The sequence below is a fragment of the Streptomyces armeniacus genome (assembly GCF_003355155.1).
In the GTDB taxonomy this organism is placed as follows: domain Bacteria; phylum Actinomycetota; class Actinomycetes; order Streptomycetales; family Streptomycetaceae; genus Streptomyces; species Streptomyces armeniacus.
Genome location: NZ_CP031320.1, coordinates 4,740,938 through 4,753,918, shown reverse-complemented (window position 1 = coordinate 4,753,918; position 12,981 = coordinate 4,740,938). Strand labels below are relative to the sequence as shown.

Annotated in this window: 10 protein-coding genes; 8 read left to right on the top strand and 2 right to left on the bottom strand. The window is 72.0% G+C overall.

The features are described from left to right. Positions 1–4: 4 nt before the first annotated feature. Positions 5–1,213: an acetyl-CoA C-acetyltransferase gene (locus tag DVA86_RS20720; RefSeq protein ID WP_208880397.1), complete on the bottom strand. Its 1,209-nt coding sequence runs from the start codon at positions 1,211–1,213 to the stop codon at positions 5–7. 134 nt (positions 1,214–1,347) lie between these two features. Between DVA86_RS20720 and mce the strand changes: the two genes are divergently transcribed. The 7 genes from mce (at position 1,348) to DVA86_RS20685 (ending at position 11,079) form a co-directional block, all read left to right on the top strand. Beyond that, positions 1,348–1,791: a methylmalonyl-CoA epimerase gene (gene mce / locus DVA86_RS20715; protein WP_208880395.1), complete on the top strand. Its 444-nt coding sequence runs from the start codon at positions 1,348–1,350 to the stop codon at positions 1,789–1,791. Positions 1,792–1,969: 178 nt separating this feature from the next. Next, positions 1,970–5,320, top strand: coding sequence for a polarized growth protein Scy (gene scy / locus DVA86_RS20710; protein WP_208880393.1), 3,351 nt, complete (start codon positions 1,970–1,972; stop codon positions 5,318–5,320). Positions 5,321–5,448: 128 nt separating this feature from the next. Further along, a complete protein-coding gene (locus DVA86_RS20705) occupies positions 5,449–6,399 on the top strand; it encodes a coiled-coil domain-containing protein (protein WP_208880392.1) in 951 nt (316 codons plus the stop codon). Between the two features lie 152 nt (positions 6,400–6,551). Continuing rightward, positions 6,552–7,616 (top strand): ABC transporter ATP-binding protein, encoded by a 1,065-nt coding sequence (locus DVA86_RS20700; protein ID WP_208880390.1) that lies wholly within the window; start codon positions 6,552–6,554, stop codon positions 7,614–7,616. A 3-nt stretch (positions 7,617–7,619) separates the two neighbouring features. Beyond that, positions 7,620–8,408 carry an ABC transporter permease gene (locus DVA86_RS20695; protein WP_208880389.1) on the top strand — a complete coding sequence of 263 codons (789 nt, stop codon included), beginning with the start codon at positions 7,620–7,622 and terminating at the stop codon, positions 8,406–8,408. Between the two features lie 527 nt (positions 8,409–8,935). Next, positions 8,936–10,144 (top strand): ABC transporter ATP-binding protein, encoded by a 1,209-nt coding sequence (locus tag DVA86_RS20690; RefSeq protein ID WP_208880387.1) that lies wholly within the window; start codon positions 8,936–8,938, stop codon positions 10,142–10,144. Next, the gene (locus DVA86_RS20685) at positions 10,141–11,079 is read left to right on the top strand and encodes an ABC transporter permease (RefSeq protein ID WP_245996824.1); all 939 of its coding nucleotides are present in this window, start codon (positions 10,141–10,143) and stop codon (positions 11,077–11,079) included. The genes DVA86_RS20690 and DVA86_RS20685 overlap by 4 nt, the downstream gene beginning before the upstream one ends. A gap of 107 nt (positions 11,080–11,186) precedes the next feature. Here the strand turns inward: DVA86_RS20685 and DVA86_RS20680 are convergent, their stop codons facing one another. Further along, complete coding sequence (locus tag DVA86_RS20680) at positions 11,187–11,525, bottom strand: ATP/GTP-binding protein (RefSeq protein WP_208880386.1); 339 nt, start codon at positions 11,523–11,525, stop codon at positions 11,187–11,189. Between the two features lie 189 nt (positions 11,526–11,714). On the opposite strand from DVA86_RS20680, the gene DVA86_RS20675 reads away from it, so the two are divergent. Further along, complete coding sequence (locus tag DVA86_RS20675) at positions 11,715–12,839, top strand: LLM class flavin-dependent oxidoreductase (protein WP_208884932.1); 1,125 nt, start codon at positions 11,715–11,717, stop codon at positions 12,837–12,839. Positions 12,840–12,981: the final 142 nt, after the last annotated feature.

Sequence of the window (12,981 nt, the reverse complement as noted above, 5' to 3'; positions counted from 1 at the left end):
CTGCCTATTCCCCCGGCACCCGCACGATCAGCGCGTCACCCTGGCCGCCGCCCCCGCACAGGCCGGCCGCGCCGGTGCCGCCGCCGCGCCGCCTGAGCTCGAGCGCCAGGTGCAGCACGATACGGGCGCCGGACATGCCGATGGGGTGGCCGAGCGCGATGGCGCCGCCGTTGACGTTCACCTTCTCGGGGGACACGCCGAGGTCCTTCACGGACTGCACGCACACGGCCGCGAACGCCTCGTTGATCTCGATCAGGTCGAGGTCGCCGACCGACAGGCCGTCCTTCTTCAGGGCGTGCTGGATCGCGTTGGACGGCTGCGACTGGAGGGAGTTGTCGGGGCCGGCGACGTTGCCGTGCGCGCCGATCTCCGCGATCCACTCCAGGCCCAGCTCCTCCGCCTTGGCCCGGCTCATCACGACCACGGCGGCGGCGCCGTCGGAGATCTGCGAGGCCGAACCGGCCGTGATCGTCCCGTCCTTGGCGAACGCGGGCCGCAGCTTGCCCAGCGACTCGGCCGTGGTGTCCGCGCGGATGCCCTCGTCCTGCGCGAAGACCACCGGCTCGCCGCGCCGCTGCGGGATCTCGACCGGCGTGATCTCGGCCTCGAAGAGGCCGTCGCGCTGCGCGGCCGCGGCCTTCTGGTGCGAGGCGGCGGCGATCTCGTCCTGCTCGGGCCGCTGAATGCCCAGCCGGGTGTTGTGCTTCTCCGTGGACTCGCCCATGGCGACGTTCTCGAACGAGTCGGTCAGGCCGTCGTACGCCATCGCGTCGAGCATCTCGACGGCGCCGTACTTGTAGCCTTCGCGGGACTTCGGCAGCAGGTGCGGCGCGTTGGTCATGGACTCCTGGCCGCCCGCCACGATCACGTCGAACTCCCCGGCCCGCACCAGCTGGTCGGCGAGCGCGATCGCGTCGAGGCCCGAGAGGCACACCTTGTTCACGGTGAGCGCGGGCACGTTCATCGGGATGCCGGCCTTGACGGCCGCCTGGCGCGCCGGGATCTGCCCTGCCCCGGCCTGGAGCACCTGCCCCATGATCACGTACTCCACCTGGTCGCCGCCGATGCCGGCCCGGTCCAGCGCCGCCTTGATGGCGAAGCCGCCCAGGTCCGCGCCCGAGAAGGACTTCAGCGAGCCGAGCAGCCGCCCCATGGGCGTACGGGCGCCGGCGACGATCACTGAGGAGGTGCTGCTGCTGGACGTACCAGTCATGAGGGTCCCTTCCAGCGGGATAAGTTAACGAGGGTTATCTCCAAGGTACTGAGCGGTACGGCTCCTGGTCACCGTCCGGCCGGTGTGACCGTGCGCACGTTGCGTAATCACTCCGGAGACGCTGCACTGTCTCCATGCTGACGCGCATCGACCACATCGGGATCGCCTGCTTCGATCTGGACACGACCGCCGAGTTCTACCGCGCCACCTACGGCTTCGAGGTGTTCCACACCGAGGTCAACGAGGAGCAGGGGGTCCGCGAGGCCATGCTCCGCATCAACGGCACGGACGACGGCGGCTCCTCGTACATCCAGCTGCTGGAACCGGTGCGGCCGGATTCCACCGTCGCCAAGTGGCTCGACAAGAACGGCGAGGGCGTGCACCACATCGCGTTCGGCACCGCCGACGTCGACGCCGAGGCGGCCGCGATCGGCGAAAAGGGCGTGCGCGTGCTGTACGAAGAGCCCCGGCGCGGGTCGATGGATTCCCGCATCACGTTCCTGCACCCCAAGGACTGCCACGGCGTCCTGACCGAATTGGTAACCTCCGCGTCGCCCTCAGCTACCACGGACCACTGACGTCCGCTTGCCCGCCCGGTAGAGTGGCGGCCGGGGCGGACTCTCCGAGATCTCTGGAGAGTTCCGGGCTGCGCTCGGTCCACGTTCCGCCGATGATCTGACACCATTTCCCGTGCACGAGGCTCGGGACACGGGCCAGTTCACTACATAACGACCAGGGGACGGATGGGACCGCGTAGTGCCGGGCTACGACCGCTACGAGCCTGACGACCACCTCTCGAAGCTCGAAGCCGGGATGGAGCGGCTCAAGAAGGAGCGCGAGAAGGCCGTCGAACACGCCGACGACCTCGGCTATCAGGTCGAAGTCCTGCGCGCCAAACTGCACGAGGCCCGCCGCGCCCTCGCGCTGCGCCCCGCCGGTTACGAGAACCTCTCCCACCAGGCCGAGCAGCTCCTCCACAACGCCCAACTCCAGGCGGACCAGCTGCGCGCCGACGCCGAACGGGAGCTGCGCGAGGCCCGCGCGCAGAGCCAGCGGCTGCTCCAGGACCAGGCCGAGCAGCACTCCCGGCTGGAGGCCGAGCTGCACGCCGAGGCCGTACGCCGGCGGCAGCAGCTCGACCAGGAGCTGTCCGAGCGCCGGGCCACGGTCGAGTCCCATGTGAACGAGAACGTCGCCTGGGCCGAGCAGCTCCGCACCCGTACCGAGGCGCAGGCCAGGCGCCTGATGGAGGAGACGCGGGCCGAGACCGAACGTTCCCTCGCCGCAGCCCGCACCGAGGCGCAGCGGCTCACCGAGGAGTCCCGGCAGCGGCTGCACACCGAGGCCGAGACGGCCCGCGCCGAGGCCGAGGCCATCCTGCGCAAGGCCCGCGCCGACGCGGAGCGGATGCTCAGCGCCGCGTCCACCCAGGCCCAGGAGGCCGCCGACCAGGCCGAGCAGCTGCGTACGGCCAGCAGCACCGAGTCCGAGACCAGCCGCCGCGAGGCCGCCGACCTGGTGCGCCGGGCCGAGCAGCGGATGCAGGAGGCGGAGTCCGCGCTGCGCGAGGCCCGCGCGGAGGCCGCGAAGAGCGTCGAGGACGCCCAGGAGACCGCCGCCAAGCTGCTGTCCGACTCCGAGTCGGAGAACGAGCAGCGGGTCCGTACGGCCAAGGCCGAGATCGCGCGGATGGTCGGCGCCGCCACCAAGGAGTCCGAGGCGCTCAAGGCCGAGGCCGAGCAGCTGCGGGCGGACGCCCGTTCCGAGGCCGAGCGGCTGATCGCCGAGGCCAAGGAGGAGGCCAGGACCCGTACCGCGGAGGAGTCCGCGAACCAGCTCGCGGAGGCCGCCCGTACCGCCGAGGACGTCCTCAACAAGGCGTCCGAGGAGGCCAAGGCCACCACGAAGGCGGCGGCCGAGGAGGCCGAGCGGCTGCGTACGGAGGCCGAGGAGGAGGCCGACCGGCTGCGGGCCGAGGCGCACGACACCGCCGAGGAGCTCAAGGGCGCCGCGAAGGACGACACCAAGGACTACCGCGCCAAGACCGTCGAGCTCCAGGAGGAGGCGCGGCGGCTGCGCGGCGAGGCCGAGCAGCTGCGCGCCGAGGCGGTCGAGGAGGGCGAGCGGATCCGCGGCGAGGCACGCCGCGAGGCCGTCCAGCAGATCGAGGAGGCCGCCAGCAGCGCCGAGGAGCTGCTCGCCAAGGCGAAGGCCGACGCGGAGGACATGCGCGGTGACGCCACCTCCGAGAGCGAACGCGTGCGCACCGAGGCCATCGAGCGCGCCACCACCCTGCGCAAGCAGGCCGACGAGGCGCTGGAGCGCGCCCGTACGGAGGCCGAGGAGCTGCGCGGTACGGCCGAGGAGCAGGCCGTACGCACCCGCTCCGAGGCGGACGAGGCCGGGCAGCGGGTCCGCGAGGACGCCGAGCAGGCCGCCGCCGAGCTCAAGGCCGAGAGCGCGGCCGAGTTGGAGCGGCTGCACGCCGAGGCGGAGCAGAAGGTCAGCTCCGCGGAGGAGGCGCTGCGCGACGCGCGCGCCGAGGCGGAGCGGCTGCGCGAGGAGGCGCGCTCGGAGACGGAGCGGCTGCGCAACGAGGCTGCCGAGCGCCGTACCGCCCTGCAGCAGCAGGCCGAGGAGGAGAGCGAGCGGCTGCGCAACGACGCCGCCTCGGACGCCTCGCAGGCCCGCGCCGAGGGCGAGGCCGTCGCCGTACAGCTGCGCAGCGAGGCCGCCTCGGAGGCGGAGCGGCTGCGCACGGAGGCGCAGGAGACCGCCGACCGGGTGCGCGCCGAGGCCAACGCGGCGGCGGAGCGTACGAACGCCGAGGCCGCCGAGGCGCTGTCCGCCGCCCAGGAGGAGGCCGCACGGCGCCGCCGGGAGGCCGAGAAGCTGCTCGCGGACGCCCGCGAGGAGGCGCACCAGGAGCGTACGGCCGCGCGCGAGCAGAGCGAGGAGCTGCTGGCCTCGGCCCGGCAGCGCGTGGAGGACGCGCAGAACGAGTCCGCACGGCTGGTCGACGACGCCGAGCGGCGCGCGGCGGAGCTGCTCGCCACCGCGGAGGAGACCGCCCAGCAGGTACGGGACTCGGTCAGCGGGCTGCACGAGCAGGCCAACGAGGAGATCACCGCGCTCCGTTCGGCCGCCGAGAACGCCGCCGCCACGCTCCGCCGCGAGGCCCAGGAGGAGTCGGAGGCCGCCCGCGAGCTGGCCGAACGCACCGTCACGGAGGCCCTGGAGGAAGCAGAGCGCACCCGCGCCGACGCCGAGCGGATCCGCGACGAGGCGCGCGACGCCGCCGCGAAGCGGCGCACCGAGGCCGCCGAGCAGGCCGACCAGCTCCTCGCCAAGGCGCAGGAGGAGGCCCGCAGCACCGCGGCGGCCGCCGAGAAGCAGGCCGACAGCATGGTCGGCGCCGCGCGCAAGGAGGCCGACCGGCTGGTGGCCGACGCCCGCGGCGAGGGCCGCGAGATCGTCGAGAAGGCCCGCGGCGACTCCGACACGATGCTGGACGAGGCGCGCAACGACGCCGTCGCCGTACGGGAACGCGCCGAGGAGCTGCGTACGCGCATCGAGGGCGAGGTCGAGCAGCTGCACGAGCGGGCGCGGCGCGAGTCGGCCGAGGCGATGCAGTCGGCGGGCGAGCGGTGCGACAAGCTCGTGAAGGCGGCGCAGGAGCAGCTGGCGGAGGCCGAGGAGAAGGCCAGGGCCACGCTGGCCGAGGCGAACTCGGAGGCGAGCAAGGTCCGCATCTCCGCGGTGAAGAAGGCCGAGGGCCTGCTCAAGGAGGCCGAGACGCGGAAGGCCGCCATCATGAAGGAAGCCGAACGCATCCGCGAGGAGGCCGAGGCGGAGGCCCGGCAGACCGTGGACGCGGGACGGCGCGAACTCGACGTCCTGGAACGGCGCCAGGAGGACATCAACGCCGAAATCTCCCGTGTCCAGGACGTATTGGAGGCATTGGAATCGTTCGAAACGCCAGGTGCCGCGGGCGGCTCCGGTGGCAGCGGCAAGAAGGGCGCCGCCGGCTCCGGGTCAAACGGCGGCGTCAAGGCCGGAGTTGGAGGAGGCACTACACGTACGAGTGGCAAGTCCTCTGATGGGTAGCCACTCGAACGAGCGCACATTCTCCAGATCAAACGGCCATTAGCTCGATGACACGCCGCTTGTCCCCCTAGGATGATTCCCCCTATCACTCCCCCGTCTGATAACCCGTCTGACCCGACAGGAACCCCATGAGCGACACTTCCTCCCCCTTCGGCTTCGAGCTCGTGCGACGTGGCTACGACCGCGGGCAGGTGGACGACCGCATCACGAAGCTCGTCGCCGACCGTGACAGCGCACTGGCCCGCATCACCTCTCTGGAAAAGCGCATCGAGGAGCTTCACCTCGAGACGCAGAACGCCCAGGCTCAGGTCACCGACGCAGAGCCCTCGTACGCCGGTCTGGGCGCCCGGGTCGAGAAGATCCTCCGCCTCGCCGAGGAGGAGGCCAAGGACCTGCGCGAGGAGGCCCGTCGCGCCGCCGAGCAGCACCGTGAGCTCGCGGAGGGCGCCGCCCAGCAGGTCCGCAACGACGCCGAGGCGTTCGCCGCCGAGCGCAAGGCGAAGGCCGAGGACGACGGCGCACGCGTCGTCGAGAAGGCCAAGTCCGAGGCCGCCGCGCTGCGCGGCGAGGCCGAGAAGGACGCGCAGTCCAAGCGCGAAGAGGCGGACTCGCTCTTCGAGGACACCCGCGCCAAGGCCGCCCAGGCCGCCGCGGACTTCGAGACGAACCTCGCGAAGCGGCGGGAGCAGTCCGAGCGCGACCTCGCCTCGCGGCAGGCGAAGGCGGAGAAGCGGCTCGCCGAGATCGAGCACCGCGCGGAGCAGCTGCGGCTCGAGGCCGAGAAGCTGCGTACGGACGCCGAGCGCCGTGCCCGGCAGACGGTGGAGACCGCGCAGCGGCAGGCCGAGGACATCGTCGCCGACGCCAACGCGAAGGCCGACCGCGTCCGCAGCGAGTCCGAGCGCGAGCTCGCCGCCCTGACGAACCGTCGGGACAGCATCAACGCCCAGCTGACCAACGTCCGCGAGATGCTGGCCACCCTCACCGGTGCCGCCGTCGCCGCGGCCGGACAGCCGGGCGAGGAAGAGGACTCGGACGAGGCGCTGACCCGCGGAGTGCCCGCGCAGCAGTCCCGCTGAGCCCTCGCCGGCGGGCCCGCGGCCGATGTTCGACGGACGTTCAGCCGAAGTTCGGCGGGCGTTCGTGAGGTGCCCTCGTTCGGATTCGTACGCGTAGCCGAACGGGGGCACTCCTGTGGACGGCGCCCCCTCCGTTCCCGTAGCGTCGGCGCATGATCGAGCTCGAAGGGCTGACCAAGCGTTACGGCGAGAAGACCGCCGTAGATCATCTGACCTTCTCTGTTCGACCGGGTGTCGTCACCGGGTTTCTCGGGCCCAACGGCGCGGGCAAATCGACCACCATGCGGCTGATGCTCGGCCTGGACAGTCCCACCAGCGGCGACGTACGCATCGACGGCAAGCACTACGACCAGCTCCAGGAGCCGCTGAACTACATCGGCGCCCTCCTCGAGGCGAAGTCGGTGCACGGCGGCCGCACCGCGTACAACCACCTGCTGTGCCTGGCGCAGAGCAACGGCATCCCCGACCGGCGGGTCAGCGAAGTGCTCGACATGGTCGGGCTCTCGGCCGTCGCCAAGAAGCGCCCGAAGGGCTTCTCCCTCGGCATGGGCCAGCGGCTCGGCATCGCCGCGGCACTGCTCGGCGACCCCAAGATCCTGATGTTCGACGAGCCGGTCAACGGCCTTGACCCGGAGGGCATCCACTGGGTCCGGAACCTGATGCAGCAGCTCGCCGCCGAGGGCCGTACGGTCTTCGTCTCCAGCCACCTGATGAGCGAGATGTCCGTAACGGCCGAGCACCTGGTCGTCATCGGACAGGGCAAGCTGATGGCGGACACGTCGATGGCCGACTTCATCGCCGAGAACTCGCGGACGTACGTACGGGTGCGCACGCCCGAACCGGAGCGGTTCCGCGACGCGCTGGGCACCGAGGGCATCAACGCGGCCCCCACGAGCGACGGTTCGCTGGAGGTCGACGGGCAGCCGGCGGCGCGCGTGGGCGAACTCGCCGCGCACCACCGGATCGTTCTGCACGAGCTGAGCCCGCAGAAGGCGTCCCTGGAAGAGGCGTTCATGCGGCTGACCGCCGAGTCGGTCGAGTATCACGCGCACACGCAGGCGCAGACACAGGCGCAGGGCCCCGGCGGGATGCCGGGCGCGCCACCGATCGCACCGCAGGGGGCACCACCGCCGGGGGCACCACCGCAGGCACCGCCGCCGCCGGACGGCGGCGGGCAGCCCCCGCAGTGGGGCGCCGGCTGGAAGGAGGGTCGCTGAGCCATGGCACACACCACGCGGGTCCTCCGCTCGGAATGGACCAAGGTCAGGTCCGTCAGGTCCACCCTGTGGACGCTGCTGATCGCGGCGTTCGTCACGGTCGGCCTGTCCGCACTCATCTGCGGCTTCACGAAGTCGGGCTTCGACGACATGTCCGCCGCCGAGCAGGCGACGTTCGACCCGACGTTCGTCAGCTTCGCCGGGATGTCGCTCGGGCAGCTGGCGATGATCGCGTTCGGCGTGCTGGTCGTCTCGAACGAGTACAGCACCGGCATGATCCGCAGCTCGCTCAGCGCCGTGCCGCAGCGGGGCATGTTCATGTTCTGCAAGATCGCGGTGGCGATCGCGCTCGTCTTCGTGGTCGGCATGGCCACGAGCTTCCTCACGTTCCTGATCGGCCAGGAGCTGCTCGGCGAGCACGGCACGACGCTCGGCGAACCGAACGTGCTGCGCGCCGTCATCGGCGGCGGGCTCTACATGACGCTCATCGCGCTGTTCACGATGGGCGTCACGTTCGTGATGCGCAGCCCGATGCTGGCGTTCGGCGTCCTGATGCCGTTCTTCTTCATCATCTCCGGCATCCTCGGCGGGGTGAGCGCGACGAAGAAGTTCGCGCACTACCTGCCGGACCAGGCGGGCACGATGATCCTGACCGTGGAGAAGGGCGGCGGCGGCGAATTCGGCGTCGGCGACCGCCCGTACGGGCCGTGGGGCGGCCTGTTCATCATGGTCCTGTGGGTCCTCGCCTCCCTGCTCGCGGGCTACCTGGTCCTCAAGAAGCGCGACGCGTAAGGCCTCCGGCGGTCTGCCCCACGCAGGGCCTCGGCCGCTCGTATGCCGCCGGACCCGGCACACTGTGGTCGCGCGCCGTAGCGGCGGAACAACCCTGCCGCTGCGGCGCGCACGCACCTCCAGCCCGCCCGGCGATTGAGGGCGAGACGGCGCCGCGGGCGGGCGCGGCGATGCGTACGACGGGCCTCGGCCGCTCGTATGCCGCCGGACCCGGCACACTGTGGTCGCGCGCCGTAGCGGCGGAACAACCCTGCCGCTGCGGCGCGCACGCACCTCCAGCCCGCCCGGCGATTGAGGGCGAGACGGCGCCGCGGGCGGGCGCGGCGATGCGTACGACGGGCCGCGGCCGTCCCGTATGCCGCCGGACCCGGCACACTGTGGTCGCGCGCCGCTACGGCGGAAGGGCCGACGGCGGCGCGGCCGTAAGCGGATCGTTCCCCGCCGGATGGAACCGCAAGGACGCCTTGTAGCCTCCTAAGCCTTGTCGGGGGGCGGGATCCGCCCCTAACTGCGTTCAGAGGCGAAGCATGATCGAGGCGTACGGCCTGACGAAGCACTACGGTGCCAAGACAGCCGTCTACAACCTGTCCTTCCAGGTGCGGCCCGGTGCCGTCACCGGCTTTCTGGGGCCCAACGGCTCCGGGAAGTCCACGACGATGCGCATGATCCTGGGGCTCGACACCCCGTCGTCGGGACAGGTCACCATCGGCGGCCACACCTTCAGACAGCTTCCGAACGCGCCCCGCCAGGTCGGCGCACTGCTGGACGCGAAGGCGGTGCACGGCGGCCGCAACGCGCGCAACCACCTGCTGTCCCTCGCGCAGCTGTCCGGCATCCCGGCCCGCCGCGTGGACGAGGTGCTGGGCGTCGTAGGACTGCAGGACGTGGGCCGCAAGCGCTCCAAGGGCTTCTCCCTCGGCATGGGCCAGCGCCTCGGTATCGCGGCCGCCCTGCTCGGCGACCCGCAGGTGCTGCTCTTCGACGAGCCGGTGAACGGTCTCGACCCCGAGGGCATCCTGTGGGTCCGGAACCTGATGAAGCGGCTGGCGAGCGAGGGCCGTACGGTCTTCGTCTCCAGCCACCTCATGAGCGAGATGGCGCAGACCGCGGACCATCTGATCGTGATCGGGCGCGGGCAGCTGATGGCCGACACGTCCGTGAACGAGTTCATCACGCAGAACTCGGTGGGCTTCGCCCGCGTGCGCACGCCCGACGGCGACACCGCGCAGCGCGAGAAGCTCACCTCGGCGCTCGCCGAGGCGGGCGGCCAGGTGCAGCCGGAGGAGGACGGCGCGCTGCGCGTGACGGGCGTCCCGCTGCCGCGGATCAGCGATCTGGCGCACGCGGCGGACGTACGGCTGTGGGAGCTGTCGCCGCACCAGGCGTCGCTGGAAGAGGCGTACATGCGCATGACGCAGGGCGCGGAGGACTACCGCTCGACGGTGGACCAGCGCTCGGGCCTGCAGATGGCCGCAGCCGTCCCGCAGGGCGGGTTCCCGCCCGGGGCGATGCCGCCGGGTGCGATGCCGCCCGGGGGCGCGCCGTACGGGGCACCCGGTCCCGGCGGCTACGCGCCCCCGCAGCAGGCACCCCAGCAGGCACCGCAGCCGCAGGGGCAGCCCGACCCGTACGCCGCCACCCAGGCCGGCTGGCAGGGCCCGCCGGCCCCGGCATCGGCACCGCCCGCCGCGCCCACCGCTCCGCCCGCCACGACGAACCCCGAGGACGCCCGATGACCACGCCGTACCAGCAGCAGCACCAGCAGCAGCCGGTCGGCCAGGTGGCCGCGCCACCGCCGCCCGCGCCGGCTGGCGGCGGCTACTCGTCCCCCATCCCGATCACCAAGACGAACATCGGGCACGCCATCGCCTCCGAGTGGACGAAGATCCGCTCGGTGCGCTCCACGATGTGGACGCTGGGCCTCATGTTCGCGCTCGTCGTCGGCGTCGGGTTGCTGAGCGCCGTCGGGCTCGCCGCCGAGGACGGCGGCTACATCGACATGCCGCTGCTCGCCGGCGGCCTCTTCGGGCTGATGCTCGGCCAGATCTGCATCATCACGCTCGGCGTGCTGGTGGTCACGTCCGAGTACGGCACCGGCATGATCCGTACGACCCTCACGGCCTGTCCGCAGCGCGGCCGGGTGCTGATGGCCAAGGCCCTGATCTTCTTCCTGCTGGCCTTCGTCATGACGACGCTGGCCTGCGTGCTCACGGCGATGATCCAGTCGGCGATGCTCAGCGGCCAGACCGTCAAGCCCGGGATCCCGGTCAACGACCTGGTCGAGGACTCCATCGAGAACGGCGAGCTCATCGCCACCAGCAACGAGTGGCTGGACGCGACCGTCGGCGCCGGCCTGTACGTCGCCCTGCTCGGGCTGCTGTCACTGGCCGTGGGCTCGCTGCTGCGCCACTCGGCGGGCGCGATCACGGCCATGATGGGCATCGTGCTGCTGCCGCCGATCCTGTCGGCATTCATGATCGGCGAGAGCCTGAAGCCCATCCGCGACGGCCTCATGGACTACTCCCCGCTGAACGGCCTCGCCACCCTCTTCGGCATCCCCATGAGCAACGAGTCGAACGCCTCGGGCTGGCCGCTGCTGGGCATCCTGGCGGGCGTCACGGCGGCGGCGCTCACCGCCGCGTACGCCCTGCTGAACACGCGCGACGTGTAGCCGTACGGGAAGCGGCCGAGCGTATTCGTACGCACGCACGCGGGCGGAGAGAGCAGCGCCGGCGCTGACCCGGGCCGATGAGCCGCACGGACCCGCCCGCTGAATCCCTAATATCTCGGCGCGTTACGTGACCGCTGGAGCCGCGCGCTCCGGCGGTCACGCGCGTTCCAGCACGCCTTGTGCCAGTGCCGCCGGTCGTCCACCTGTCCGTGCCGCTGCCAGGCGACGACGTGCGGTACGCCGGGCGGGATCTCCTGGTCGCAGCCGGGGCAGCGGTACCGCTTGGCCGCCGAGCCGCCGACCTGCCGTACGACCCACTCCTCGCCCTGCCAGTCCTCCGTGCGCTCCAGGCCGTAGCGCACACCCGCGTCCGCGCCGTCCGCGCCGTCGTCGCTGCGGGCGGCGGGCTTCGCACCGCCGCGGCGGTGATTACGGCGCGGGGACACAGGACACCTCACTGGGCCGGGGGCTGGCTGACCGGCCGCGCGGCGGCCGTGCCACCAGCGTACTGACCCCGCGCGCCGGACTCATCGAACGATTTTCATGCCAGCCCGTGCCTTTGGCACGTGTCACGCGTTAATGCCACCGGGAGAACCTGAGAGAACCTGGCTGAACGCCCAAGGAGGCGGATGACCTTGCGAGTTGGAGCTTTCGTGCTGGCCGCGCAGTTTCCGGGTCAGGGGCACGGGGAGGCGCTGCACCGCGCCGTACGGTCCGCGGAGGAGGCCGAGGACGCCGGGCTCGACGCGGTGTGGCTGGCCGAGCACCACTTCGTGCCGTACGGGGTGTGTCCGTCGGCGGTGACCCTCGCCGCGCTGCTGCTCGGCCGCACCCGGCGGATCGGGGTCGGCACGGCCGTCAGCGTGCTGCCGAACGCGCACCCGGTGGCGCTCGGCGAGCAGACGGCGCTGCTGCACCTCACGTCGGGCGGCCGGTTCACGCTCGGCGTGGGAAGGGGCGGCCCGTGGGTGGACCTTGAGGTGTTCGGCGGGGGTCTGGAGGCGTACGAGCGCGGCTTCCCGGAGGCGCTGGACCTGCTGCTGCGCTGGCTCCGCGAACCGCGGGTCGGCGCGGGCGAGGGCGCGGACCCAGGCACAGACACTGGCACTGGCACTGGCACAGGCACTGGCACGGACGCGGACGCGGACAGGGCCGAAGCGGGCGCCGCGCGGTACCACTTCCGCGAGGTCCCCGTCGTACCGCGCGCCGACGAGCCGCTCGGGGAGGCGGCCGAGGCGCCGCCCGTCGTCGTCGCCTGCACCTCCCCCGGCACCGTACGGCTCGCCGCCCGGCGCGGGCTGCCCATGCTGCTGGGCATGCACTGCGGGAACGAGGAGAAGGCCGCCATGACGGACCTGTGGCGGCGCGAGGCGCTCGCGGCGGGGCAGGACGCGGACGTGGTCGCCGAGGCGGCCGCGCGCCATGTGTCCGCGGGCGTCGTGCAGTTGGCGGACACGCAGCAGGAGGCCGCCGAGGCGCTCACCAAGGCGATGCCGGGCTGGCTGCGCGAAGGGCTGGCCGCGCACCGGACGGTGGACGGCCGGGAACGGCAGCCGCGCGACCCCCTCGGCTACACGGAACTGCTGTGCGGACTGCACCCCGTCGGCCCGCCGCGGCTGTGCGCGGACCGGCTCGCGGAGACTTCTGAAATGACAGGAATCAGCCGTTTCGCTCTGCTGGTTGAGGGTAGCGGTGATCTTGCGGCCACGGAGGCGAACGTACAGCGGCTGGGCAGTGACGTGCTGCCGCTCCTCCGGTGAGCAGCGGCAGCGCCGTCATCCTCTCTCGGATCTCAGTCGCGGGGTCTCAGTCGCCCTGACGCGCGGTGACGTCTGTGCACTGGTGTGGCCTCCGGGGAGTCGGCTCGGCGGGTCGGTTCGGTGGGTTGGCCGGGTGTGTGGG

What these genes read in the sequence shown, in the direction of transcription:
- DVA86_RS20700 (WP_208880390.1), top strand. Translation starts at nt 6,552, where the DNA reads ATGATCGAGCTCGAAGGGCTGACCAAGCGTTACGGCGAGAAGACCGCC.
- mce (WP_208880395.1), top strand. Translation starts at nt 1,348, where the DNA reads ATGCTGACGCGCATCGACCACATCGGGATCGCCTGCTTCGATCTGGAC.
- DVA86_RS20695 (WP_208880389.1), top strand. Translation starts at nt 7,620, where the DNA reads ATGGCACACACCACGCGGGTCCTCCGCTCGGAATGGACCAAGGTCAGG.
- DVA86_RS20705 (WP_208880392.1), top strand. Translation starts at nt 5,449, where the DNA reads ATGAGCGACACTTCCTCCCCCTTCGGCTTCGAGCTCGTGCGACGTGGC.
- DVA86_RS20720 (WP_208880397.1), bottom strand. Translation starts at nt 1,213, where the DNA reads ATGACTGGTACGTCCAGCAGCAGCACCTCCTCAGTGATCGTCGCCGGC.
- DVA86_RS20685 (WP_245996824.1), top strand. Translation starts at nt 10,141, where the DNA reads ATGACCACGCCGTACCAGCAGCAGCACCAGCAGCAGCCGGTCGGCCAG.
- DVA86_RS20690 (WP_208880387.1), top strand. Translation starts at nt 8,936, where the DNA reads ATGATCGAGGCGTACGGCCTGACGAAGCACTACGGTGCCAAGACAGCC.